The sequence below is a fragment of the Acidithiobacillus albertensis genome (assembly GCF_001931655.1).
GTDB lineage: Bacteria > Pseudomonadota > Gammaproteobacteria > Acidithiobacillales > Acidithiobacillaceae > Acidithiobacillus > Acidithiobacillus thiooxidans.
The window spans coordinates 2560620-2586240 of sequence record NZ_MOAD01000001.1 but is presented as its reverse complement, the minus strand read 5'-3'; the positions used below and the strand labels follow the sequence as shown (position 1 = coordinate 2586240).

Here is a 25621-nt window from a genome sequence, read left to right as displayed (position 1 = left end):
AGTGGGTAGTGGGCCATGAGCAGTCTGTGCGTATTTTAATTTGTTGTGTTAATTAGCTGAATTTTGCAAAGCTGACAACAGGCCGCTCATGCGCAGGGTTCTGCGGGTGATGGCTTGTTCCAGGCCAGCCTTCGTGGCAAACAAGCTGAATTTCTCGCGGGCCCGGGTAACGGCTGTATATAACAGTTCCCGGCGGATCACCGCGCTATCCTGCGGCGGCAGAATCAGCGCCGTGTGCTGGAACTCTGAACCTTGGGATTTGTGTACAGTCATGGCCCAGGCGCTTTCGCTGTATTTGAGGCGGCTTGGGAGAATGGCGCGAGGCAGTGGGTCGTTGCCGGGAAAGTAAACCCGCAACTTGCCTTGCGGATCGGGAAGAGCAATACCGATGTCACCATTGCTAAGTCCCAATTGGGGATCATTGCGGGTAATCAGGGCGGGGCGTCCGGCATACCAGAGCCCTTGGGTTTTGAGGAGGCCGGTTTCCTGCAGATGGTTTTCGATGGCCTGGTTGATTCCGGCAACGCCCCAGGGCCCCTGGCGCAGGGCGCACAGCAGGCGGAATGCACCATATTGTTCGAGAATCTGCTGTACCCAAAGGGCGTGTTCCTCAATATTTTTGCCGCCCCCCCGGCGGATATTTTCCCAGAGTGGCCGGTAGCCTGAGTGGCTGTCCGCCAGTTGCAGAATCTGCGCAATTTCTGGGGATTCGTACCACTCGAGCACGGCTTCCTGGTGGAGTGTCTGGATAGCAAGAGACGTTTGTCCCTGTTGCACGGCGTCAGCGAGCGCGCCAATTCCGGCGTTAAAGCGATGACTGCGTTGCAGTCGCACCACTCCGCTGGCAAGAGGATTGGTAGAGCGGCGGTCTGCCTCCAGCGTGCAGTTGCAAGTCTCTTCCAGCCAGGTGCAGGTTGCACTGTCGTAGGACCCGGTATGATTGCAAAGATCGGCAAGTACCGCGCCCGCCTCGACGGAAGCCAACTGATCCTGATCTCCCAGCAAAATCAGTTGGGCATGTTCGGGCAGGGCACGCAACAGGGCGGCCATCATTTCCTGATGAATCATGGAGGCTTCATCGACGATCAGCACATCCAGATCCAGGGGGTGCTGGCGGTCATGGCGAAACCGTCGGGTTCCGGGACGTGCGCCGAGCAGGTTGTGCAGGGTGCGCGCCGGACCGATGCGCGCAAAGGTGGTCGCCAGATCCTCTTGACCCAGCGGCGGCAATTGGGCAATAGCGTTGTGCAGGGATTCATTAATGCGCACGGCGGCCTTGCCGGTAGGTGCGGCGAGCACAATCCGCAATGAACTACTGTTGTGCTGCGCCATGAGCAGGGCCATCAGGCGCGCTGCTGTGTAGGTTTTGCCCGTACCCGGGCCACCCGTGATGATGGTGAAGCGGCCACGCATGGCCAGCGCACAGGCAATTTTCTGCCAGGGAAGATTTTCCGGCGAACCTGAAGTGTCTGCGGGGAAAAGCTGTGCCAGCAGCGGTTTGAGTGTGTCTGCCGGGACGGGATTGAGCGCCCTGCGACTGACCTGTTCTGTTAGTGTCCGGGCGATGCACTGGGCATCGCGCCAGTAGCGCCGCAAATACAGGCAGCCCTGATCCAGCACCAGGGGCGTTTCGCTGTCGTCGTCCTGAGGTTTTGGTTGAGTGCGGTCGATCTGCTCCACCACCCGGCAAGTGCTGAGAATATCCATCCATTGTTGCGGCTGGGACCATGCGGCGAGGATATGGCGAATTTCCGTGATCAGTTCTGGTGCTCCGCTGAGAAAGCGATCGGGCTCATGCAGAAAAAGTTCGAGCTGCAAACAGGTATGTCCTTCGCCTTCCAGGCGGGCGAGCAGGGCTGCCGCCAGCGGCAAGAGGGCCGGTGCCTGGGGTTCCAAGCTGAGCAGAAACCGCGCAAAACTCAGATCGAGGGCTCTCAACCATTGCGCTTCCGTCCAGTCTTGCAAAAGCTGGAGAATGGCTTCGGGATTGGTATGACAAGTAGCCTGACTCATGATGCGCGTTCTCCGGACGCAAACAACTGGTCCATCTCTTCAATCAGTGCCAGATTGGCGGGCAGATGAAGGATTCCGCGTTGCGGTCCTTCCAGTCCGCGCAAATAGAACAGGAGGGTACCCCCCAAATGTGCTTGCGGATCATAATTCCGGCCCAGACGCTGCTGCAGCAAACGGTGCAGGGCCAGTTGATAGAGACTGGCCTGCAGTTCATAACGATGTTGCAGGGTCTGCTGCTGCATGGCCTGTTCATGATAATCCTGATCCTCGCTGCCGAGGACATTGGATTTGTAATCCATGACAAAATATTGACCGGCATCAGCAAATACCAGATCCATGAAGCCGCGCATCATGCCGTGGACAACACGATCCGGCAGGCGCGGCCGCTGCATTCCGGGAAGCATCTGGTCAGTGCAGAGCTGGTCCAGTTCCCGGCTGCGCAGTGCGGCACCGGGAAACCAGAAAGCCATTTCACTCTGATAGTGCTGCAGGTTTTCTAGGCTCAGGCCGGATGCCGTGAGGGGCGTCCGGACGATGGCTTGCAGCCATTCCAGGGTGCCTTCTGCCCAGTCGGACAGACCCGCCTGTTCACAGGCCCGGGCGATACGTGAGGTGCTGCCCTTTTGCACAACAGTGGCGAACCCTTGCCCCGCGAGCGCTTGCAGTTGGTCATGGAGGAAAGTTCCGGCACGCATTCCCTGTGGGTATTGGTGCCAGCTGGCCCCTTGGCGGGCACTTCGTGCACTGGGCAGGGCAGATGAGGCCAGATCACGCACCAGCAGGGAAAAACTGCCTACTCCCCAGGTTTTATCGAAGTGACCATGATAATCGGGAATCCGGCTTTGCGTATTGCTGGTGCTGGCGACCAAGGGGGTAACCGGGATTTCCGTAGACAGGGGGTGGATCTGGAGGTTTTCCCTGAGTGCGGCATTTTTCTGGAGGCGGTTGAGCAGCTCGGGCAAGGCCATATGGTGGTGCTGATGCCCCAATAAATAGGCGATGGCGCTGTGGTCAAAAATGGGCGATTTAGCGGTGCTGGGTGCCGCCAGTCCCAGGAAGAGGGCATATTCCGCACGGGTCAGCGCCACGTACAGCAGGCGTAAATCTTCCTGCAGGCGGGCGCGTTCCGTCGCCTCTGAGTCGCCCCGCTCCCAAATAATGCGCGCTGCGCCATCCCCTTCGACCTGAACCTGATAATCCTCAGCCTTGTCTTTCCGGTAAGTGGCAATAAACGGCAGAAAAACCAGAGGGTATTGCAAGCCTTTGGCGGCGTGGATGGTGACGACCCGAATCAGCTCGGCATCACTTTCCAGGCGAAGAATGTGGGCATCACTCTGATCATGGCCAGCGGCGATGGCCTCGCGGAGAAAATGAATCAGCGCCTCAGGTCCTTCGCGGGTGGCGCTGGCGCTTTGCAGGAGTTCGCCAAGCTGAAGGAGATTGGTCAGGCGCCGTTCTCCATCAGGGTGGCGCAACAGCTTACGGGCTATGGCAAAGTGATGAATGCTGTGATGCAACATGGTCAAAACGCCCTGACGCCGCCATCTGCGTGACAAGTCCTGAAAATTGCCCCGTTGTTCTTCCCAGGCATTTTCATCCCGATTGAAAGCATCCAGATCCTGATGGGACAAGTCGAGCAGCGGCAGGGCCAGAGCGACGCACAGGCGTTGGGTGTTTTCCGGATCGGCAACGGCTTCCAGCCAGAGCAGCAGTTGCTGTGCTTCGGGGCTGTCATATACAGATTGTTTTTCCGCGAGGAAAACACTGCGTACGCGCCGCCGTTGCAGGGCTTCGCGGATACAGGCAGCCTCATGACGGTCACGCACGAGAATGGCGATGTCTCTCCCGCTTACCCGTCGTATTTGTTTAGCGTTTTCCTGGCGAAAACCGGTTTCAGGATCAGCGAGTATCTGGACAATGCATTCTGCTGCCTGTTCGGCGGCATGGTACAAATAATCCGCTTTGTTGAGAGATTCTGCAGCGGACCAGATGGTCAGGGCGGGCCCGGGTTGCCTGTCGAGTTGCCAGTAGGCGTTTTTGCCTTTGGCCTGGACGGGCCAGTAGGGCAAAGGATTGTCTGCACCCGCTTTGGCATAGGCAAATGCGCCTTCGGATAGTTCTGCTTCGGCTTCGGCATAGAGCGCATTGAGCGCGGCTACCAGTGGCTTGCTGGAGCGGAAATTGGTGTCGAGCTGGTAGTGCCGGCCTGCAGTCAGGCGTCGTGCCTGCAGATAACTCTGGATGTCGGCGCCGCGAAAACGATAAATGGATTGCTTGGGATCACCAATGAGCAGCAGGAGGCGCTCGGGGGTGTTGCTTGCCGTGGCGTAAATGGCGTCGAAAATCCGGTATTGCAGGCTGGAGGTATCCTGAAATTCATCGACCATGGCCACCGGATACTGATTTTGCAGACGGCTTTTGAGTTGTTCGGCCCGGGCCGGATCACCCAGCGCGTCGGCGAGGCGACGTTGATAATCGTGAAAGCTGACCTGATGATGCATGGCTTTGAGGGTTTCCAGGCGTTGCTGAATCCAGGCGGCAGCATGGCTTTGAATATCATGATGAATTTTTTGGAGTTGCGCTTTGGGGGTCTCCAGTTCGTCAAGAACGGCTTCCAGTATCCGGGCCGAAGACGGTACTTCGATAGATCGACCTTTGTTGCAGTTTTTCTGGAGGCTGCTGGCGCGGAGTAACTGACATTTCTCCAGATTGGCGGGCAGGATTTGTTCGGGGCTATCCAGCCAGTCCTGCAAGGCTTCGAAAACCGCTTCCATGGCTTCGGGTTTGTATTTTCCGCCATTGAGCGGGTTGTCTGCCTTCGGACCATTCAGAATCTGGAGGATGTAGCTACGCAAGTCTGCCTGCTGATCAGACCAACGTTGTTTTAACATTTTAATCTGCTGTTGCAGCGCCGTTATGGATTGCGACAGCAGTGCCTGCAGAGGCCGGGAAGGCTGGCCAAAAGTCGCACCATTACCAAGCAACGGAACGATTTTACTCTGGACCTGATCGGGATCAGCAAACACCGCCAGCACCGGCTCCAGCAGGTGTTCCGGGAGTGGATATATTTCCTGCCGCCAGAAGTCGCGGATGGCATCGGCGCGGAGATCATTGTCGTCCTGCAGCAGGCTTTCGCGCAGATCACTGCCGGTCAGAAAGGCGTGTTCGCGCAGGCTGCGTTGGCACCAGGCATCAATGGTGAAAATGGCACTTTGGTCCATGGCATCGGCGGCCAGAGATAGTCGCCAGGCGGCATGCTGACGTGCGGCTGGCTCTGCATAGTCCTCTGACAAGGTCTGCAAAAATGGATCAGCTGGCTGCTGCTCCGGATCACGAAAATACGCGGCAGCCTCCTGCAGACGCTGGCGGATCCGTTCTTTCAGTTCCTGGGTCGCGGCCCGGGTGAAGGTCATCACCAGAATGTTTTCGGGGAGTAGCGGCATCAGAATAGGCTGACCGACCTGCCCATGACCGAGAATCAGGCGCAGGTACAATGCCGCAATGGTCCAGGTTTTTCCGGTGCCAGCACTGGCTTCGATGAGACGACTGCCCCAGAGTGGCATCTCCAGAGGGTTTAGCGCCGTACTCATGCGTGTGGCTCCACTTCCAGTTTTTCCAGCCAGTCGGCAAAGGGCCGGTACAGGGCTTCGGCATATTCCTGAAAGCCCCACTGGCGAGGCCCACAGCGCTGGCTGCTCAGGCGGGCAAAATCCGGATAGTCCCGGGCCAGGCCGGGGTAACGCTGTACTTCTCCGTCGCTATGCTGATTCCCTTCATAGATTGCAGCGGGGTTGGCGTTGTGGAATGCGGCCACTGCTGTTTTCAGGGTGACGGGCAGGGGCTGGAGGAGGCTTTCTCCCCAGAAATCCAGCAGTTCTTTGAGAATGTCGGAGGCATTTGCAATGGGCTGGGTGCTGTGGATCACGGCATCCTTGCCCAGCACAATGGCGCGGCTGGCAATACCCAAATCTGCGGCCAATAATTGCTGTATCCAAATATCCGCCATTTTGTCAGCCTGAATCTGGTTTTTATCATGGAGCAGGCGACTGGCACGGCACTGCAGAAAAGCCCGATGCTGGTCGGCATCCAGATACAAAGGCGGCAGCCAGTCATCCAGCAACACATGCCCCGCTTCATGATAAAGCGCATGGCGTTGATGGTCGGGCTGCCAGCTTTGCATCAGGGTTTGCCAGACGCTGAGAATGGGCACGGCGCTGCTGCGCAAGGTTTCCGCCTGCCGCTGTCCCAGAATCCCGAAGGCATATTGACCACTGCGCAATTGTGCGGCGATTTTTTGCGTCACAATGGGCAGCAGATTTTCCGTCGATTCCACAGTTGTTGCCGCTTCCAGTACGTCGTTAAGCAGACTGTATTGATCCAGTCCATTCAGGACAAAAGTTTCATTGTCTTCGCTGTCAGCCGGCGCATCCCCAAAAAATGTATCGAGACGCTGCCGGTAAAAGGCGCGTGCCGGACAACGGAAAAATTCGATGAAATCTCTCAGGGTTCTGGTCGCTGTTTCCGGAACGGCAAGTGCCGGAACGGGCTGGGCCAGATCAGATCGGGCTTCTTCTTCCGGATCAGGGAACCATTCGCGCGCCCATGTGCGGTATTTTTGTGGATGCTCCAGATATTTCCGGCTGAAAGCCTGCAGCGGGTGTTCCAGGGTGATGCGGCGGAGCAGTCGGTTTTTTTCGGGCGCGGGGTCGTCGGCGGGATATTTATCCGGCCAGCCCCTGGCGATGGCATCGCGTAACTGGCTGATCATTAAGGCTGGTTGGCGCGGCTGGTTATTGCGCGGGTCCCGACCCGTCCAGCTGATATACAGGATTTGCCGTGCCGCCAGCAGGGCTTCCAGCATCAGGTAATGATCATCATCCCGGCGTGAACGGTCACCCGGACGACTCATGTCCGCCAGGGCCATCAAATCATAATCCGGGCGCGGATTGCGACGCGGATAGTCTTCCTCGTTCATGCCCAACAGGCAGATCATGGCGTAGGGAACCGCCCGCATGGGTAGCAATGTGCAGAAGGTGACTCCACCACCGAGAAAATGACGATGTAATTCCGGCAGGTTGAGCATGTCCAGCCAGTTGGCGCGAAATACTGCCAGGGGCAGCTCTTCGGCAAAATCCGCCAGGGCACAATCTTCCAGCCACTGCTGCAGGGCGGCGTCCAGTTGTTGCATGATTTCAGCGTCATCTGCGTCTTCGGCACTGAAAAAATCGGCGAGCAACAACCGGGCCGCTTCAGCCCAGGCCTGCGGACTCCGCGCCGTACTCAGAGCGTGTTGCCAGTTTTCCAGACGTTCCAGCATCTGATTGAGAGGACCCAGCAGTGCTGCGTCGAGCCCACCGACCTCGCCGTAGGCCTCGATATGGGCGAAGTGACTGTCATGGCCATTGGCATAACCGAGATTCAGCCGCTGCAGGGCAAAAGCGCCGGTATTTTGCGCGCCGCAGTAGGACATACCCAATGCGTGGCGATGTTCTGCCGATAAACCCCAGCGCCACCCGGATTCTTCAAGCCAGGATTCGAGCAGGAGCAGATCACCGGTTTCCAAGCCAAAACGTCGACGGAAGGCCGGGCAATGCAGCAGATCACGGATTTCACTTTGCTGACAGCGCTGTTCCGGTAATTGCAGCAACCAGTCCAGTGCCTGCAGCAGGGGGGATTCTTCCCGGGCCTGCAAATCCACAATATGGTAAGGAATATAGCGTGCATCTTCGCGATCGTACTGATCAAAAGTGGCACGAATCAGCGGCGCAAAGCGGCTGATTTCCGGGACCATCACAATGATATCCCGAGGCTGCATGGAACCGGTGGCGAGATGGTCCAGTAGCTGGTCATGGAGAACCTGCAACTCGCGCAGGGCGCTGTGGGCGACGTGAAAAACGATGGAATGGTCGGTTTCGCAGACCGGCTGACAGTGTTCCGGAGTAATGACTTCCTGCTCGCGGATCAGTACCTGCAGTTGTCTGAGCAGGGTCTCGCCCCGGTCTTCGCTAAACAGGTCAATACGCGGGATGGCCAGCGCGCTTTGTCTGGCCCGGGTATCATCCCATTGCTCCAGCATGTTCAGAAAATCCCGACCCTGGCGACCCCATTGGGCGAGTAACACATTACATTCACTGTGCAGGTTTTCGGGAGCTATCTGGCTCAGGTCCCGATCCTGGCGCAGGGGCTGGCGACGGCGTTCGCGGCGGAGCAGTTCCCGCCCTGAAATGATGTCTCCCCAATAAAAACGGCAGGGATTGGGTACTGCGAGAATTATCTGCATGCTTTGCCCCAGTGCCGCCAGAGCGCTCAGGCTCTGTTCGGGCAGGGTGGCCGCCCCGAACAGGATGACCCGGCGGGGCAGGGCCGGACGCGGTGTTACTCCGTTTGTCATGGCCTTTATGAAAGCCTGGTGCACTTCGGCCCGGCCCATGATAGCGCTTTGATTCTGTAGCAGCAGATCCTGCTGGACAGCCTGCCAGAGTCGAGACTGCCAACGCTGATCTGCCGGTATGCTGGCGGTTTGTCCCTGCGCGTTGCGCAACGTATCCCGGCCCTCAGCCCAGTCCTGCAGCCAGTCACTGCGATAAACCTGATATTGATCAAAAAGATCGGCAATTTGCGCGGCCATCTGCCAGCGGCGTTCCATGGCAGTACTGCCGTTGCCGTTGTGATAATGCTGCAGGGGGGCAAAATCATGGGTGGATAGCAGCTGCGGAAGCAGCCGTATCAGTCGCCAGGTAAGTGCCTGTTTATCAAGAGGAGAACGACTGGCGACCTGCTCCCGGCCCAGTACCCGGACGTAACTGTCCCAGAGAAAACGTCCCGGCAGCATGACCTTGACGGCCGCACAAATCCCTTCGTGCTCTGCCAGGGTCCACTGCAGCCATTCGGCAATGCCGTTACTCTGGACCAGAAAAATTTCTTCTTCGAGAGGCTGCAGCGGGTGATTGCGCAGCCATTCGAGGACGGCATCACGAAGCCATTCCAGACGGTCGCCCTGGAGGACAATAAAACCAGGCTCCAGGGAGCCGGCCAATGTTTCAGTCATGTAAGGTCCGGCAGTCATTGCTGTTCACCAAGTCGATCATCTGCAGATCCAGCATCTGGCGCAGGAGCCCCTGCATTTGCTCGGCAACTGTTTGGGCATTCCCGTCAATCTTCCCGTGGTCTTGCCAATGCTGGAAGATGGCGCTTCCAGATTGCGGGTCTGCATCCAGACTGACCAGTATTTGCAGGCTCAAGGCATCAGGCTCCAGCATCTGGACAGCGTCGACCCGATCCCGATAAAGGTACAGGGAAACCGGATTCGGGTCGAGAACGGGGGCTGCGGAGAATGTTGGCCGCAATATCAGTTGCTGGACAGGATAGGCATACTGAACCAGCGCATGAACCGCGTTCAGCCGTAGCGGGGTGGTCCAGGGATCCTGCGCCTCTGATCCGCTGTGCTCGGGGAGTGTGTCGGTCTGGGCAACACCCAGAGCCAGTTCCAGCCATTCCAGGTGCGCCAGTTCCAGAGCATAAGGCAGATCCTGCTGAAGACGTTGCGAATTTTGACTCAGATAAGCCATAAACTCATCGGGAATCTGTCGAAAAAACGGACTGCGACAGGCATGTTCAGCAATGAACTCATCTCGCCGGAGCAGATATCGGGCTTCACCCAGGCAGCGAATCCACAGAGGAAAACAGGCACGCAGGGCGGCATCAAAATTACCCACCAGCAGTTCCCGGTAAAGATCTACCGCCTGGGCATCCATAAATCCTGGACAGGGTTGCTGGGCCGGGTTGCGCAGATGGGCAGTCAGTATCCTGAGCCGGTCCTGTTCATTGGGCGTATCAGAAATCTGCATGAGCTGCTGTTTGCGGTGCAATTTTTCGGGCCTCGCGCAATAAATCCGTCAGGGGTGGGATTTGGTTATCCCATTCCAGCAGAGTGGGCTTGGGGCCAAATTGCTCCCGACTGTGTTGCAGCAGTTTCCATACGGCAGGGTCCACAGCAGCATCGTGGGTATCAATCAGCCAGCCGTTCACATGCTGCTGGTGTCCGGCGATGTGTTGATAAACGATGCGTTCTACGGGCAAACACTGCATAAATTCCAAAGCATCGTAGTGATGATTGCAACTGTTCACATACAGGTTGTTGAGGTCCAATAACAGCTTGCAGCCAGATTTTGCCAGCAGCCCCAAAAGAAAGTCCTGCTCGCTCATGGTGCTGTGTGCATAATCACCATAGTAGGCCGTGTTTTCGATAATCAAGGGCATTTTCAGGAAATCCTGGACCTGCATCACCCGCTGCGCGACATATTCCAGCATTTCTTCCGTCAGCGGCAGGGGCAATAAATCGTAAAGTTGACCCCGGTCAGAGCAAAAAGCCAGATGCTCGCTGTAGTGCTGAATGCCGTGCTCTTGCATGAAGTCGCCCACGGCTTCCAGGAGATTCATGTCAAGCGGTTCCGGTCCGCCGATGGATAGGGAAAGACCATGACAAATAAAAGGATAGATATCCGTCAACTGACGGAGCTGCTGTTCCGGGCGGCCACCAAAGCCAATCCAGTTTTCCGGAGCCAGTTCAAAAAAATGGATATCACTCTGGGCATGGGCCAGTAAGTCGTCCAGAAACTCCCTGCGCAGTCCAAGGCCAATGGCATTATCAGGCAGGTTGGCGGCGGCATGTGCTCCCGTCATTTATGCGGCTTCAGGCAGCGCTGAGTGGGCTGACGTGGGCTTCATAAACGACGGAGGCACTACAATCAGGAATGCGTGATCGGCATGTGCATTTTTTCCATGGTTTTTTTGCCGCATTTTCCGTCATGGGCCTTGATAGCAGATTTGCTGACGCAATTTGCCTCCTTCGCCTTGGCGTTATTTGCAGTTTTGGGGGCCATCTTGTTCATATATTTTGAGCAATTGCCTTCCTGTTGACCCTTGCCCATCATCTGCGAGCAATTTCCTTCATTTTTGGCGCTACTGCCCATCATGGCAACTGGCTGCAGAGTTGCCGTGCCCGTGGTAGCGGCAATGGCGGTTGCCGGCAATGCCGCCATGGACAAAGCAAAAGCGGAACCGAGCGCAACAGAAACATAGGTTTTTTTCATGACAAATCCTCAGCAAAGTGGGTTTTTAGGGAGCAGGCCATGGTGACGCCCACCCGCAGTTTGACTAAGAGCAATCTCTCACAGCACATGAAATCCTGCAACTTTTTGGTGAATAAAGGTAATCTGAATCAGAACCTGCTGACCGTTGGCCATGGTCAGGCGCCATATTCCGCTCCGGTATTTTCCTTCGTTCAGGTTGGTCACATAATTCGCCGTCCAGTGTTTTTGCAGGTCCAATTTTTCATCAAGCCGGGCAGCCATTTCCTTAAAGCTTTGCGCTGAGGCTGCTGTCGTGAACTGGGTATCTGCATTTTCTGTCCATAGGTTGAAATCCTTGTGAACCAGGGCTGTCATCAGGCGATCAAATTGTTTCTGGCTGTGATCAGGCGCCGAAATGCTGCAGTCGCCGGAGCTGGCCGCCCATGCACTTTGAAAGATAAACGGCGAGCTGCTGCACAACACTATCAGTAAAGCTCTTTTCAGCATCCTGTTTTCCTTTATGTTACAAAGAAGAGGCTTACCAGCGACCCCGAGGCCAATATCCCCAACCGGGTCCGTACCAACCAGGAAAGAAACCAAAGCCGGTGCCGACAAAAACCTGTTGCTCCACCTGTGCACGGGGCGGTTCTATAGGCCACAAATACACGGTATTCGCTGCCAGTTTGGGATAAGTATAACTGAACTGACCTACATCATGGTGCTCAGTGCCGGTAATCATTCCGATAAAAGTGACCTCACGGTCGGGACGATAAAGCATGGGATCATAAAAACCGGGTGCGCAGGCCACAAAGCGACCAATATGCGCCTCACCTTCTTCCGACCGGGGTCTGCCATCATTGCGCAGGGGTTCACCCAGTACGGTAAAGCAGGTTTGCTGCGTTTCGGGTCGGGTTTCAATGATTTTGCCACCCCAGCGAACTTGATGACCATTGAAATTGCCGCTTTGTGCGGCGACAGGGGTGATGTTTGGGAAAGTACCGCTGACCGGGGTGACCGTGGCGCAACCGGAAAGGCAGGCGGCACTGATCAGGGTGGTCCAGAAAGCCAGGCGTTGTTTCGTCATGATTTTGCTCCGCAAAAATGAGACTGACCCGCATATTGAACGAAATAACCTCGGACTGGTTCCAAGCCTGCCCAAGCTCTTGAATTTTAGCTTAACGGGAAGTTCCCGGTCTACCGCCGGTGCTTTTGCTTCGACTCCCCCAGTAGCTCACAACAAACAGAATGACGGCCATGACCAGTTCCTGCGCAGCCGGGATCAGCCAACCTCTGGGCCAGGACTGAAACAAAACCATGGCAATGGTCAGCACACCGAGGAGAATCATGACTCCGGCAAGTCGTGACAACACCATAAACACATTTTTAGCGGTGAATACGCCGATGCCGCGATGAACGCCGATTCCGCGCAGAAAGCCGTCCAGTTTTTGCGGTGAAATCAGATAAACCAGTGCCAGGACCAGAAAGGCAAGGATGCCCAGTGCAATGATGACCCCAATGATACTCATGATATTGACCATGGGCATGACAACACCTCCATGTGGATTGTTCCTGAACAGTATAACCCATCTGACCATATCCCGAGCCAAAAGTTGGCTCCAATTGCAATCGCGTCGACTAAAAATGTGGACTGTCTTCCTGCAGTTCGGCAAAACGCGCTGCGAGAAAATCTATCAGGGCGCGTACGGCAGGGAGCAGCCCCCGTCGCGAAGGAAATACGGCGTGGATAAGCTCCGGATGTGGGACCCACGCTGGCAATATGCGCATCAAAGTGCCTGTCGTCAAAGCTTCGCGCACCATCAGTAGCGGCAGCTGGACAACTCCCGCCCCGGCTATGGCTGCATCCCGCAGGGCAATCATGTCCGTAGTGACGAAGCGGGGCTGATGCGTCCGGATGACGACGGCATTTTGCGGTCCGAACAACTCCCAATGATGATTTTGCTGGAGGCTTCCCAGACCCATGCTCGGTAATTTTACCAGATCGTCGGGTTGCTGGATGCGTCTTGCCTGAAGCCCCAGGGTGGGGCTGACCACCAGGCATTGACTGCGCTCGGCCAGAATACGCTGGATGAGTTCACTATCAGGCAATGGCGGTGGCCTGACCCGGATGGCGACATCCACACCTTCACCCAGTAAATCTACCCGCCGGTTGCTGGCTTCGAGCAGTAAGGTGACCCGAGGATACTGCGCCATGAAATCCGCGAGCATGGTGCTGACCTGCAAATGCAGCAGGGCTACCGGACAGGTGAGCCGCAATACGCCGGCGGGTTCCGCCTTGACGGAATCAATGGCCTCTTGAGCCCCTTCGGCTTCCACCAGCATGGCCTTACAGTGGGTATAGTAGATTTGCCCGATTTCCGTCACGGTGAAATGGCGCGTAGAGCGTTGGATCAGGCGCACACCCAGGCGCTCTTCCAGCCCGGCGACGCGACGGCTGAGTTTGGATTTCGGCAGGTTGATGGCACGTGCCGCCGGAGCGAAACCCCCATGTTCTACTGCCTGGACGTAATAATAGAGGTCGTTCAGGTCTTCCATGGATGCATTGTCCTATATATGAGACTCTGATAAGCGAATTTAGCCACTACTCATGTTTTGGATCAATATCTATATTAACAGCGTAGCCAGTATGGACGCTTTTCAAGGAGATCAGCATGAAAAAAATATTGGATATTTATGATGCACCGCCTTCCCATTGGGTCGGAGATGGCTTTCCGGTCAGTTCGCTGCTTTCTTATCATCAACACGGCAAAATGTTGAGTCCTTTTCTGCTGCTGGATCATGCCGGGCCTATGCATTTTACTCCCAGTAAACAGCCGCGTGGCGTAGGTACCCATCCCCATCGGGGTTTTGAGACGGTCACCATTGTGTATAAGGGCGAGGTCGCCCACAAGGATTCAACCGGTCGTGGTGGAATAATTGGCCCCGGTGATGTGCAATGGATGACTGCGGGCTCAGGGATTTTGCATGAGGAGTTCCATTCGCCAGCATTTACGGCAGCTGGGGGCGAGCTGGAGATGGTGCAGCTCTGGGTGAATCTTCCGGCGCGAAACAAAATGACGACGCCTGCTTATCAGGCCATTGTGGATGAAGATATTCCCCAAGTGAGTTTGCCGGAACAGGCTGGATCATTACGGGTGATTGCGGGTGAATATGCTGGAGAAAAAGGCCCGGCCCATACTTTTTCACCGCTACAGGTCTGGGATATTCGTCTGCAGGCCGGGGGGCGCAGTCAATGGACCTTGCCTGAAGGATGGAATGTGGCGCTGGTGCTGTTGCAAGGAGAATTGACGGTGAACGGTGAAAATGTGCTACGGGCCGCGCAGATGCTGGTGCTGGATGCTGCGGCTCAGGATTTTTCCATCGAAGCCCACAGTGATGTGCTGCTTTTGCTGCTCAGTGGCGAACCGCTGGATGAGCCTATTGTCGGATACGGTCCATTTGTCATGAACACGGAAGCGGAAATTCAACAGGCCATTGCAGATTTCAGAAGTGGCCGTTTCGGGCAGATGGAACAATGAATATCATTCTTTGCTATCGATAAGCAGGTTTTCGATGCGGCGATCTGGAATCAACCATAAAAAAGCGAGTCCCAGATAAATAAGTTTGGCTCCTGTGGGTGACCATTGGGCCGAAATGATGCCTATGAAATAGAAGATGGGTGAGACTTTTCCTTTCCAGTCCCGACCAATGGCGCGCCGCAAGGTCGGTGCTCCGGCTGCGATAATGCGTTGCTGAAGGATGAAATAGGCAATGGCAGCCATGAAAAGGACCACGCCGTATAATTCTGTAGGTGCTGTGGCGAAATGGTTTTCACCCATCCAACTGGTGACGAAGGGAAAAAGTGATAACCAGAACAGCAGATGCAAATTGGCCCAGAGAATGCTGCCGGTGATTTTCCCACTGGCTTGCAGCATGTTGTGATGGTTGTTCCAGTAAATACCGACGTAAATAAAGCTCATTATGTAGCTGAGAAATACGGGCAGCACGGGTAACAGTGCTGCCATATTTTCCCCGTGAGGGACCTTCATTTCGATGACCATGATGGTGATGATGATGGCAATGACACCATCACTGAAGGCTTCCAAACGGTTTCTGCCCATGCTTCCTCCCTGACTGCCTGTAGTTAGTCAGGGCATATTAAGCATGATTATTCTGTCAGGGAATATTTCGGGCTTACAAATCCCCCCAATCCGGTTCAGCCAGACGGTATTGATCATTTTCATATTGATAGCGCCGTTCCCAGGGGCGCGGAGTGAGTTCCTCCCCGGTCTGCTTGATAGCCAGCACCTGATGCAATGCCGACCAGTTGCGCCAGAAGGCATAAGCGCAACCTGCCATATAAATGGCCCAGATCCGATAGCGCTTGTCTCCAACCATGGCTGTAGCTTCATCCTTATGAGCTTCCAGGCGGTCTACCCAATGAATCAAAGTCTGGGCATAGTGTGGACGCAGATTTTCGACATCAATCACCTCAAGATTCTGTCCGGCCATATCCCGGACGAGGCGCCAGAGGTGAGGAATTTCACCATCGGGAAACACGTATTTATCCATGAAATCGCTGCCGGAATGATGCCCCGCCTCATCGTCCTGCTGGCTGGCGGTAATGCCATGATTCATGACCCAACCGCCTTCCTTGAGTACCCGGTTGATGACCTCAAAATACTCGGGTAACTTGGCCCGACCCACGTGCTCGAACATGCCCACGGATGACACCTTGTCAAAATAATCGCGTTCGGGAATATCGCGGTAGTCCTGCAGACGAATTTCTACCCGATCGGCGAGGCCTTCCTTTTCAATGCGCTCTTTGGCAAAGGCAAACTGTTCTTCACTGAGGGTAACGCCCACCCCCTGAATGCCATAGTGTTTGGCGGCCCAGGTCAGCAGGCCGCCCCAGCCACAGCCAATATCCAGGAGTTTTTCACCTGGCTGCAGATGGAGTTTGCGGCAGATGTGATCCAGTTTCTGCTCCTGGGCAACATCAATATCTTCTTTGCCGGTTTTGAAATAGCCACAGGAGTACACCATGTTGCGATCCAGCCAAAGCCTGTAGAAGTCATTGGAAACATCGTAATGATAGTGAATGGCTTCCCTGTCCTTGGCTTTGCTGTGTAAGGCCTTGTGGAGAATGCCGGTTTTGGGTTTTTTGGCCGGAAATGCGTCGCTGAGACCTTCGGCAACAGCAAGAATGTCCTGGTAGCGTCCTTCAATGCCGATAGTGCCTTCCACATAGCCTTCGCCCAGTACATCCAGAGCGCTGCCGGTGAGGAGCTGGGTAATGACGCTCGCTGATTTGAGCTGCATGGTGACCAGTGTGGGTTCATCGAAAGCATATTCGTGACCATCCCAAAAAATGACCCGTAAGGGCAGCGCCTTGCCATTGAGGCCTTTTTTGACATGATCCAGAAAGGTGGTTCGCAAGTCTTTCACGTAACAACTCCTTTAATTAGCAAGTGAAATAGTTACAAGTCTTCTCCCGGGATCGAAACCCCTCTGACTTGATTATAGAACAATCAATTTCCGTCCATTTTGCACACGGTGCGAATTCGGGCGACGGAATGCACCCCATTTAACGGCTTCCTGCACCGGCAACAATGACCAGCACCACAACCATGGCGATCAGGATGTAGCTGGCATAGGTATTTACGTGTCCTTTATGCATTCTGGCGAGGCGACTCGCGATGTACAGGGCCACGCGAATGCTGGGCTGGATGACCAGGCGTTCGGAGATATTGGTAATGACCTGATGATAACTGCGGGTCAGCACAAAGGCGCCGTGGTGTTCTTCGTTTTCTTCGATCAAGGGGTGAAAAAATCCCTGAAACACCACGCGTACCGGTGCAGCAAAGGTGGTGGCGGTGTAGGTCATTTCCGGACGCAGGCGGGTCAGTCCGGCATCCCACAAAGTATTTCGGGTGACCCGGCGCTGGCGTATTACGCGTACCAGAATCCACACGCTGCCGAGCATCAATACCAGTACCACAAAAGTGAGTAAGGTGGACATGGCGTAGACCACAGGGGCAGAGGTTTGATCAAGATGCATCACGACCAGACTGCGCAAGGGCAGAAATGCTGCGCCCAGGTTGGCCCCGATGGGGTCCAGGGCATGGCGGACAGCCATGGGAACCTGACTGGGAATATGGAAGAAATCAGGGACCAGAGAAGCCGTGGGATTCGTCCCCAGCAGGGTGGCCGCCAATCTGGACAAGACCGGGATGACCAGGGTGGCTGCCAGCCCCAGCAGCAAAGCCAGCAGTGCCAACAATCCCATGGGCAGCACGACGGTGAGAGGCGCTTTTTTGGCATTGGCAGCCTGGGGGGAGCGCGGCAGCCCCATCAAGGCACTACCGGGGAGCATGATAAAGCAGGTCAGGGCGAGCCCGGAGGTCAGTGCCAGCAGGGCCCCGGAGAGCGCGAAAGTGATGCGCACGGGTATATCCGGTATTTCGACGACGCGTAGCAGGGATTCCAGCAATAACCATTCGCTGACAAAACCGTTAAAAGGCGGGAGTGCGGCAATGGCAAAAGCACCGACAAGAAAAAAGCTGCCCAGAGCCGGCAGGCGTTTCATCAGCCCACCCAGTTCATCCAGGTTATGCGTGCCGGTGCTGGCGTCAATGCCACCCGCGCCCAGAAACAGCAGGGTCTTGAAGGTGGAATGATTAATCATGTGATAGAGACCTGCCACCATGCTGGCCCCGCCGAGCAGGGGATGCCCATAGGCGGCGAAGGTCAGGCCGGCGCCAATACCAGCGGTAGCAATTCCCATATTTTCCACCGAACTCTGCGCCAGCAGACGTTTCATGTCTTTTTCAACGAGCGCATAGATAATGCCGATGAGTGCAGTGAGCGCGCCGCTGCTGAGAATAATCAGGCCGAGATGTGGTTGATGCAGCGCGATGGGGGCGTCAATGCGCAAAAAAGCATACAGTCCCAGATTGAGCGTTGCACCGGAGAGAATGGGTGAGGTGGAGCGCGGTGCGGTACCATGGGCTGCAGGTAACCAGACATTGAGGGGAATGATGCCGGCTTTCATGCCAAATCCGAAAAATGCCAATAATCCCGCGACCATCAATAAGGTGGGAGACATTTCCGGAACCGCATGGTCAATTCCGCTCAGTTGTGGAGTGCCTGCGGCAGAGGCGAGCAGCAGCAGGCTCACCAGACCGGCCAGACTACCCAATTCAGAAAGCGCGAGGGTGAGCAGTCCTGCTGCCACCGGTTTGCTTTGCCGGGTTTCAAAGGTGATGAGACCCCAAATAGCCAGTGCAGCCAGTTCCCAGCAAAAAATGAACGCAACAATACTGCCGGCCAGGAAAAAACCGATCATGCTGGCTAAGGTCAGCATGGCGATGGCCAGAAAAAGACCACGTCGTGCCGCTGAATACAGGTTGGCATCGCGCGTCACAAAGGGAATGGCAACGGCAAAAACACTGGAGGTGATGAGTATGAGCAGCCCCCCCAGTGGCGTTTGCACAAAATCAAACGGGCCGATGATGGGCAGGCTGAGGGTGATCAGTGGCAGGCTCTGCCCTGCGGCAATGGCCATGACGCCCTGGATACCCGCCAGCACGCAGGCGCTGGTCATCAGCAACCAGGCCAGCAGGGCCGGAATCCGGCGGCCAGGAATCAGCGCCAGTAATGGACCAGCGGCAAAAAGCAGGTAAGCAATGATGTAAAGCATCAGGGCTGTTCCTCCAGAGCGGCAGGTGCCACGCGCCCGACCAGGCTGAGTAAGCCATGAATAATGGCGAGAGGCGGTGGCGGGCAGCCAGGCAACCACAAATCCACCGGGACAATTTTTTCCAGTCCGCCTGCACAGGCAAAGCTTTCACCAAATACCCCGCCATTGATGGCGCAGGTCCCCATGCCCATGACCCGTTTGGGTTCAGGCATGGCCGCGTAAGCCTTGCTGATGGCCGTGCGCATGGCGTCGGTAATCGGACCGGCAACCAGCAGGACATCGGCATCGCGGGGTGTTGCGGTCACGAAAATACCGAGGCGATGGAGGTTGTAGGGAGGCGCATCAATCAGGCGGACTTCATTGACACAGGCTCCGCAGGCCCCGGCATCTACGTACAGCACCTGAAGAGAGCGCGTAAAGCGTGATCCCAGAGCAGGCTGGGCAGAAGCGCTGGGAGCCCCCCAACTGAAATCTGTGCTCCACGGCAGGGCATTATCGCCCTGGCGGCAGCGTTGGCAATGAATACAGTGGGTAAAATCGACGGCGACGCCATCCCTCCCCTCCTGACTAACAGCTTTCAGTGCCCGGGTGGGGCAAGCTGCAGCAATTTCCTCAGCATGCTCAGTCTGTCCGGCGCGGGGGCGCCCCGGCGTAATGCCGGCGCTGTCTTCCGCACCATCCGGCCAAGCGGTCGTGGTGATTCCCCGTTGCAATCCATAATATGGCCAAAAGCTCATCAGCGATCGTTCTCCGCAATGGACAGGCCCCAGGTGGCCAGAATGATGGGAAAATCCTGAAATGCCGCCCCTTCAATGGCTCTTTCAAAAGCATGCCAGTTGCGAAAACCCGGAGTGCCAAGGCGCAGGCGGGTGATCGTGCCGTCCCCGGTGCAGCGTAGCCAGTGAAAGGTGGCACCGGAAGGCGCTTCCACCCAGGATAGGGCATGGCCTTCCTGAATCGGGCAAGGGCTTTGCACGGGCCCTTCTGCCATAAAAGGCAGCAACTCCAGAATGATTTTTACACTGATCCGGCTTTCGGCAAAAAATATGCGCAGTCTCGCGTAGCCATCGCCTTCCTGTTCTACAGGAACATCCGGTGACAGGAATAAGTATTGGCCGTAAGGCAAATGGCGGCGCAAATCAATGCTTCTGCCGGAAGCCCGGGCAATGGGGCCGACTACGCCATATATCCGCGCCAATTCATTACTCAGGGTCCCCATTTCCTCGATGCGGTCGAGAAAGCTGGAACTGCCTTCCAGATGTTTTTCCAGCTGCTGCATGCGTTGGTCCAGTTCTGGCAGCGTTTGTCTGAGCAGTTTGATCTTGCTTTCATCCAGGTCTTCCCGAAGACCGCCGGGCGTCAATACCCCAAAAAAATAACGATGTCCGCAGAGTCGGGCACTGAGGCGCAGCAAGTCTTCGACAATTCCCTGGGCTAGTGCCTTGGCTACAGACAGTGCCGTGGACCCGGCAATTTCCGCAATATTCGCAGCGTGGTGACGGATACGTTCCAGTTCTGCAAACACGATTCTCAATTGTTGGGCGCGGGTGGGTACCTGACAGGCAGCGATCTGCTCCAGCGCCTGACAGTAAGCCCAAGCATGCGCGAAGGCGGAAGCGCCGGCAAAGCGTTCAGCCAGGAGCAAGCCCTGATCCACCGTGCGACCTTCGGCGATTTTTTCGACACCGCGATATTTGTAAAACAGGCGGGTATGTAAGTAGCGAATCTGTTCACCGGGGGTTTCCAGCAGCCAAAGGCCGGATTCGTTGAAATCTCCCCAGACGGGACCGACGGGAAAGACCATGGCCCCTTCTTCCTGCAAAAGACGGGGGGGTGCCCAGTCCGCTCCAGAGCCATGCAGATCGGGACGATGTTTTCCGTCAAAACTTCGGCGCATGGGATCGAGGCCTTCCGGCCAGTCATCATCATGCAAGACAAAATCGCCCAGAAAGGGATGCCCGCTGAAACGCAGGCCATATAAATCCCAGGCCTCCCGTTCATGCCAGTCAGCGGCATGCACCGTATCACTGATAGCCGGTAATTCTGTGCCCGCCGGAGCCTCTACTTTGAGCTCAATCAGATTGCCGGTGGCGGGCAGATAAAAAAGATAATGCACGCTCAGTGCATCTGCACTTTCTTCAACCAGAAGGGTGGCAAATTCAGCCTCTTCCTCTTCCATCAGATGGCGGGTCAGTGCCGGTAGCTGTTCTGCAGAACAAAGCAACTGCAGCCATTGTTCGGAACGCTTCTGCATCTGCACGTTGGGAATACTCTGCAGCCATTCCTGCAGTGTCTTTGGAATGCTCATGCGGGGACCTCCAGCATGAGCGCCGCTTCATGCACCAGATGGAGCAAGGGTGCCGGGAGATAAAAGCCAAAAACAAACATCGGAATGAAGGCTATGGCCATGGCCGCCAGACTGCTGCGCGGAATCTTGATGGTCGGCGCGGTGTGTTGTTCCGGGATATTGTCCGGGGCACCAAAAGCAATCCGCGTAGCCTGATAGGCAAGGGCAATAAAAGCGATAACAATAAATGCGGTTAACAGGCCGGTTGGCAGATACTGACCACTGCTGTAACCCGTATAGAGAATTTCGAATTCCGACAAAAAGAGGGCAAAGGGTGGCGCGCCGGCAATGGCCAGAGTACCGAGCACCAAGGCCCAGCCTGCAGCGGGAGAACGACTGATCAAACCCCTTACTTTGGCAATTTCCTGGGTTCCAAAAATAATCCCCGCCAAACCCGCTGCAAAAAAGCAGAAGGACTTGGTAAAACCATGGGCAAATAGCTGATAGACTGTTCCTTGTTCATGCACAGCGGCACCAATTCCGCAGGCGGTGAGGATGATGCCCATGTGTTCGATGGTGGAATAGGCAAACATTCTCTTGAAGTCGTGCACCTGCAGTAACATGAATGCAGCGCTGCCCACCGTAATGAGACCGGCAGTCATATACCACGCGGCCGGGTCATGAATACCCGGATTTGCTGCCAGCGCTGGATAGATGCGGAGCAGCATATACAGGGCAGCACTGGTTTCCACTCCGGATAGAACCGCACAAACAGAAGCGGGAGCCTGGCTGTGCGCATCCGGGAGCCAGGTGTGCATGGGCACCAGACCCGTTTTGGCGCCAAAACCAATCAGCCACAGGACAAAAGCCAGGAGCAGGAGAGGGGCGGACATATGCGGCGCGGCGCGCAGCAAGCCATTCCAGGTGGGTGCCTGGCCGGCTGCATGCGTTCCGTAGTACAGCATCAGGACGCCGAGTAAAGCAATCATGGCACCCATGCTGGTCAATGCGACATATTTCCAGGCCGCTTCCAGCGCTTCCGCGCGATCCTCATAAGCTACCAGAAAAGCAGAGAATACCGTGGTTAACTCAATGGCAATCCACATCAATGCGAGGTTGGCAACCAGTGGAACGGCCAGAATCACCAGAGCGAATACATTCATCAACGGAAAATATTGACGATAGCGTGGTTCGGCTTCGTCGCTGGCCTGTTCTTGCTTTCTGGCCCATAAATACCCTATGGCATAGAGGGACGACGTGAAATAAACAAAACAGACTGGGAGTAAATACAGGGCACCCAACGCGTCCAGGGCAAACAGGCCATCGCTGGCATGGATCGGACCCTGGGCTTCGACATGCCAGGCTGCGCTGATCCCTAAAAGCAGGGTGATGAAAGCCGCAAGGACACTGAAGTAAGGTGCTGCCCGCCGATTGAGCAGCGCCAGCAGGGCGCCGGACAGGGGCACCAATAAAATAAGGACGGGCAACCAGTCAGCGTTCATGGAGTTTATCCAGTGTACCCACCCGGGTAGACCCTGTGACCCGGCGAATACTGCGAATGAGCAAACCGATGACCAGGGCGACAATCGGCACATCGACGGCTGCTGCAATTTCGGCAATAACCGTCAGGTTGTGCACAATGGCTATGGATCCAAAAAAGGCGCCGTTTTCCATGATGAGTAAACCCATCAATTGCGCAACACTTTCCCGGCGCACGGCGACCGTAAAGGCCCCCCAAAGCACCATGATCAATCCGGTCGGCAGATTGATGGCCGCAAAAGGCACACCATGCAGGGTCGGTAGTACTGGCGCTACCGCAAACCAGCCAACCAGAGCGAGCATGGCGGCAACCAGAACCGAGGCGGGTATTCCCATGGCCTGATCTACTTCGCGGCGACCATATACCTCTTCGCCGGCTGCCCAGCGCAGTACCAATGGAACGGCAATGACTTTGGTCGTGAAGGTGATCAGCGCCACCCAGAGCAGGTTGACCGCTTGCAGGGCGTAAGCCAGTGCCAGAGCAGATGCGGTCAGAGCGCTGGCTTGCCACATGAAAAAGCGCAGGGAGGCCAGCATCTGCCGGGACACCATGACTCCCAGTCCGAATATCACAAAAAGAGCCGCTATCGAGCCGTCAATGCTCAGCATGATGGCGCTGACCGGGGCCATCATGTGATGCCTACCAGGCGGATGCTGACCGCAAAAAGACAAATGACAAAGGCTACGGCCAGGAATTCAGAAATACGGAACAGTCTTAACTTGGCGAGGGTAGTTTCAACCAGCGCCAGAATAACCACAAAAGCCAGCAATTTCAGGAGCACCAGTCCCATGGCAGAGAGCACGGCGGTCCACTGGGTTGTGGCGGCCAGACCCCAGGGCGTGACGAGCACATTCACAAAAATCAGGGCCAATACCATGAGCTTGCTGGCACCCCCCCATTTCATGAGGGCCGCGCTGCTTCCCGAATATTCCAGTCCCTTGGAATGACCAATCATGGCAATTTCCACTTTTCCTGCTGGACTGTCTACCGGAATGCGTCCTTCATCAGCCAGAATCAACAGGAAAAAAGCGAGAATGACCATGAGGTGTGTGGGTTGCAGCATGTTGCTCCAGGAAGCACCCCAGGTGGCAGTCACAAAGTAAGGAATGGTGCTGTTGGCCACATAGGACACACTGAAAAACACCATGATAAAAACCGGTTCTGCCAGAAAACCCACCATATGCGTTCGGCTGGCCCCTACAGCAGCATATATATTGCCCGTATCCATGCCTGCCAGGGCTATGAAAAAACCGGAAACAGCCATGAGGAAGCCTACGGCCACCATATCACCCATGAAGGCAAAAAACAGAGGATAAGCCGTTAAAGCGGGAATCAGCAGAACCACGAAAATGGGCATCACAAAAGCAACAATCGGGGCGAAGCGAAATACCCAGGTGGATTGTTCTGAAACCACTTCATCCTTGCCGAACAGTTTCCAGATGTCGCGATAAGTCTGCCAGATGCTGACCCCGCTTTTACCCTGAATATTTTCTTCGATACGGTGCAGTACACCTTCTACCAGAGGAGAAAACACTAAAATAAAAGCCACCTGCCCGAGATTCAGGACGAGGTGCGTCCAGATGGGAGTCATGACAAGCCTACCTTGTAGCCCAACAACGCCAGAATATCACCGATTCCCATAAGTCCCAGCGCCCATTTCCAGCGGGCCCCCTGCACCCATAGCCCCAGAGTGAGGCCAACGCCCATCAGCGTCATGTTTGCAGCAACCAGGGGGAGATAAATCAGGCGTGGGAACAACACCGCGACGCTGAGGGGAATGGCAGCGCCTACAAAACTGCTCGCTGTGGCGACACTGGCCATGAAGAACCCATTCAATATCGTCAATGACATTGTGCCACGAACAGGGATGCTGATAGTGTCCGATAAATTCACAGCCAGTAGTCGGAGGTTTTTTATGAAACCGGAGTTTGGGAATTGCAGGGATAACATGGGCGGTACCATTATTGCAAATCCAGAGATCTACTCCGACTTTAGGATATTCTTCGGTCTTTCTTAAGACTCTGTCGGTGAGACTTTCGACGGATTGTTTGAGCGCAACGATTTGACCCATAGTCAGATCCCCGCAACCCTATATGTTGTTTTAATTGTTAGGATGGATAATTTTGTTAATTTAAAAATAATCAAATTGCCTCCCACATGCCAAATGATATTTGGAGTCATGTAGAAGTCATCAGCCACAATGGCGGTTATTTGGTGGACTTCATCACCATGTCAATTATTTTATTATTATGCAGTTAATCCGTCAAGTTTTCTCCCTGTTTTATTTTCTGTTTCTTTATATATTTTTAAGATATTCGGTCAAGCTTTTCTTGTGCCGAAACACGTACTGCATGGGCCGGATGTTTACTGAGCTTCTCGAGTGCCCGGTTTTTTTCAGGCCCTGCAGGCAAATGATCAATAGCATTGAGAATAGCCATGCCCTGAACCACATCAACGGGATAATCCAGGGCACACTCAGCCAGAGGGCCGGCAGCCTCTGGATGTTGTTGATTGGCGAGACTGAGTATGGCCCCCATTCTTACTTCCGAATGGGGATTTTTGAGTGCCCAGATCAAACGATCATAATAAGGGGTTTGCCGTTCCCAGGCCTCAATGTTGCGCCCACAAGCCGGACAATTCTCTACTCCGATCGGAATTTCAGCAAAGCAGAGCGGGCAGTAATGATGATTCATGCGCAGCCGCAGTCAGCTTCCCAGCGCAGAATGTGATTGCCGGGTACCAGTTCGAGCAGGTGGGGCATGACCGCATCGACGGTCTCCGGCTCGTCGAAAAACTCCAGTACCAAGGGCAGATGCACATTCAGGCGCAATACATCATCGGCATGAACTACGCCCTTGCTGCCAAAGCCGGCAATACCCCGGAATGCGGTGACCCCATGCACCTTGTACTGATCGTGGAGCATACGAAATATCTCCTCCATCAAATTGTGGCCATCGTGTTTATCGCCTTCTTTGATGTAAATACGGACTACGGAAACGCTGGTCATGATT

At 55.3% G+C, this 25621-nt stretch carries 22 protein-coding genes and 1 riboswitch; of the genes, 1 reads left to right on the top strand and 21 read right to left on the bottom strand.

All coding sequences use genetic code 11. The features are described from left to right. Positions 1–48: 48 nt before the first annotated feature. The 10 genes from recD to BLW97_RS13250 form a co-directional block, all read right to left on the bottom strand. Positions 49–2013, bottom strand: a complete 1965-nt coding sequence (gene recD / locus BLW97_RS13295; RefSeq protein ID WP_075323397.1) for an exodeoxyribonuclease V subunit alpha — start codon at positions 2011–2013, stop codon at positions 49–51. After that, positions 2010–5603 (bottom strand): exodeoxyribonuclease V subunit beta, encoded by a 3594-nt coding sequence (recB, locus tag BLW97_RS13290; RefSeq protein ID WP_075323396.1) that lies wholly within the window; start codon positions 5601–5603, stop codon positions 2010–2012. Before recB ends, recD begins: the two co-directional genes overlap by 4 nt. After that, the gene (recC, locus tag BLW97_RS13285; protein ID WP_075323679.1) at positions 5600–9061 is read right to left on the bottom strand and encodes an exodeoxyribonuclease V subunit gamma; all 3462 of its coding nucleotides are present in this window, start codon (positions 9059–9061) and stop codon (positions 5600–5602) included. Before recC ends, recB begins: the two co-directional genes overlap by 4 nt. After that, entirely contained in the window at positions 9054–9860 is an 807-nt protein-coding gene (locus BLW97_RS13280; protein WP_075323395.1) for an HvfC family RiPP maturation protein, read from the bottom strand. The genes recC and BLW97_RS13280 overlap by 8 nt, the downstream gene beginning before the upstream one ends. Next, positions 9847–10695, bottom strand: a complete 849-nt coding sequence (locus tag BLW97_RS13275; RefSeq protein WP_075323394.1) for an MbnB/TglH/ChrH family RiPP precursor modification enzyme — start codon at positions 10693–10695, stop codon at positions 9847–9849. The genes BLW97_RS13280 and BLW97_RS13275 overlap by 14 nt, the downstream gene beginning before the upstream one ends. A 65-nt stretch (positions 10696–10760) precedes the next feature. Further along, positions 10761–11105 carry a hypothetical protein gene (locus BLW97_RS13270; RefSeq protein ID WP_024893067.1) on the bottom strand — a complete coding sequence of 115 codons (345 nt, stop codon included), beginning with the start codon at positions 11103–11105 and terminating at the stop codon, positions 10761–10763. Between the two features lie 78 nt (positions 11106–11183). Then, a complete protein-coding gene (locus tag BLW97_RS13265; RefSeq protein WP_075323393.1) occupies positions 11184–11591 on the bottom strand; it encodes a hypothetical protein in 408 nt (135 codons plus the stop codon). Between the two features lie 31 nt (positions 11592–11622). Next, positions 11623–12168, bottom strand: a complete 546-nt coding sequence (locus tag BLW97_RS13260; RefSeq protein WP_024893069.1) for a Slp family lipoprotein — start codon at positions 12166–12168, stop codon at positions 11623–11625. Between the two features lie 91 nt (positions 12169–12259). Further along, the gene (locus BLW97_RS13255) at positions 12260–12628 is read right to left on the bottom strand and encodes a hypothetical protein (protein ID WP_010639367.1); all 369 of its coding nucleotides are present in this window, start codon (positions 12626–12628) and stop codon (positions 12260–12262) included. A 91-nt stretch (positions 12629–12719) separates the two neighbouring features. Next, positions 12720–13637, bottom strand: a complete 918-nt coding sequence (locus BLW97_RS13250) for a LysR family transcriptional regulator (RefSeq protein ID WP_075323392.1) — start codon at positions 13635–13637, stop codon at positions 12720–12722. Between the two features lie 116 nt (positions 13638–13753). Between BLW97_RS13250 and BLW97_RS13245 the strand changes: the two genes are divergently transcribed. Continuing rightward, positions 13754–14620: a pirin family protein gene (locus tag BLW97_RS13245; RefSeq protein ID WP_075323391.1), complete on the top strand. Its 867-nt coding sequence runs from the start codon at positions 13754–13756 to the stop codon at positions 14618–14620. A 3-nt stretch (positions 14621–14623) separates the two neighbouring features. Here BLW97_RS13245 and BLW97_RS13240 read toward each other — a convergent pair whose 3' ends face one another. The 11 genes from BLW97_RS13240 to BLW97_RS13185 form a co-directional block, all read right to left on the bottom strand. Continuing rightward, the gene (locus tag BLW97_RS13240) at positions 14624–15202 is read right to left on the bottom strand and encodes a TMEM175 family protein (RefSeq protein ID WP_075323390.1); all 579 of its coding nucleotides are present in this window, start codon (positions 15200–15202) and stop codon (positions 14624–14626) included. Positions 15203–15275: 73 nt separating this feature from the next. Next, positions 15276–16529, bottom strand: a complete 1254-nt coding sequence (locus tag BLW97_RS13235; RefSeq protein ID WP_075323389.1) for an SAM-dependent methyltransferase — start codon at positions 16527–16529, stop codon at positions 15276–15278. 139 nt (positions 16530–16668) lie between these two features. Continuing rightward, complete coding sequence (locus tag BLW97_RS13230) at positions 16669–18783, bottom strand: proton-conducting transporter transmembrane domain-containing protein (protein WP_075323388.1); 2115 nt, start codon at positions 18781–18783, stop codon at positions 16669–16671. Continuing rightward, positions 18783–19520 (bottom strand): NADH-quinone oxidoreductase subunit NuoB, encoded by a 738-nt coding sequence (gene nuoB / locus BLW97_RS13225; RefSeq protein ID WP_065974847.1) that lies wholly within the window; start codon positions 19518–19520, stop codon positions 18783–18785. Before nuoB ends, BLW97_RS13230 begins: the two co-directional genes overlap by 1 nt. After that, positions 19520–21091, bottom strand: a complete 1572-nt coding sequence (locus BLW97_RS13220) for an NADH-quinone oxidoreductase subunit D-related protein (protein ID WP_075323387.1) — start codon at positions 21089–21091, stop codon at positions 19520–19522. Before BLW97_RS13220 ends, nuoB begins: the two co-directional genes overlap by 1 nt. After that, positions 21088–22572, bottom strand: a complete 1485-nt coding sequence (locus BLW97_RS13215; protein WP_024893076.1) for a proton-conducting transporter transmembrane domain-containing protein — start codon at positions 22570–22572, stop codon at positions 21088–21090. The genes BLW97_RS13220 and BLW97_RS13215 overlap by 4 nt, the downstream gene beginning before the upstream one ends. After that, positions 22562–23242, bottom strand: coding sequence for a hypothetical protein (locus BLW97_RS19135; RefSeq protein WP_024893077.1), 681 nt, complete (start codon positions 23240–23242; stop codon positions 22562–22564). The genes BLW97_RS13215 and BLW97_RS19135 overlap by 11 nt, the downstream gene beginning before the upstream one ends. Continuing rightward, positions 23239–24201: a respiratory chain complex I subunit 1 family protein gene (locus BLW97_RS13205; protein ID WP_075323386.1), complete on the bottom strand. Its 963-nt coding sequence runs from the start codon at positions 24199–24201 to the stop codon at positions 23239–23241. The genes BLW97_RS19135 and BLW97_RS13205 overlap by 4 nt, the downstream gene beginning before the upstream one ends. After that, positions 24198–24431: a hypothetical protein gene (locus BLW97_RS13200; protein ID WP_010639347.1), complete on the bottom strand. Its 234-nt coding sequence runs from the start codon at positions 24429–24431 to the stop codon at positions 24198–24200. The genes BLW97_RS13205 and BLW97_RS13200 overlap by 4 nt, the downstream gene beginning before the upstream one ends. Before the next feature lie 354 nt (positions 24432–24785). Beyond that, positions 24786–24848: riboswitch (Fluoride riboswitch) on the bottom strand. Between the two features lie 68 nt (positions 24849–24916). Further along, a complete protein-coding gene (locus BLW97_RS13190; protein ID WP_065974852.1) occupies positions 24917–25303 on the bottom strand; it encodes a HEAT repeat domain-containing protein in 387 nt (128 codons plus the stop codon). After that, a complete protein-coding gene (locus BLW97_RS13185; protein ID WP_031571589.1) occupies positions 25300–25617 on the bottom strand; it encodes a DUF190 domain-containing protein in 318 nt (105 codons plus the stop codon). The genes BLW97_RS13190 and BLW97_RS13185 overlap by 4 nt, the downstream gene beginning before the upstream one ends. Positions 25618–25621: the final 4 nt, after the last annotated feature.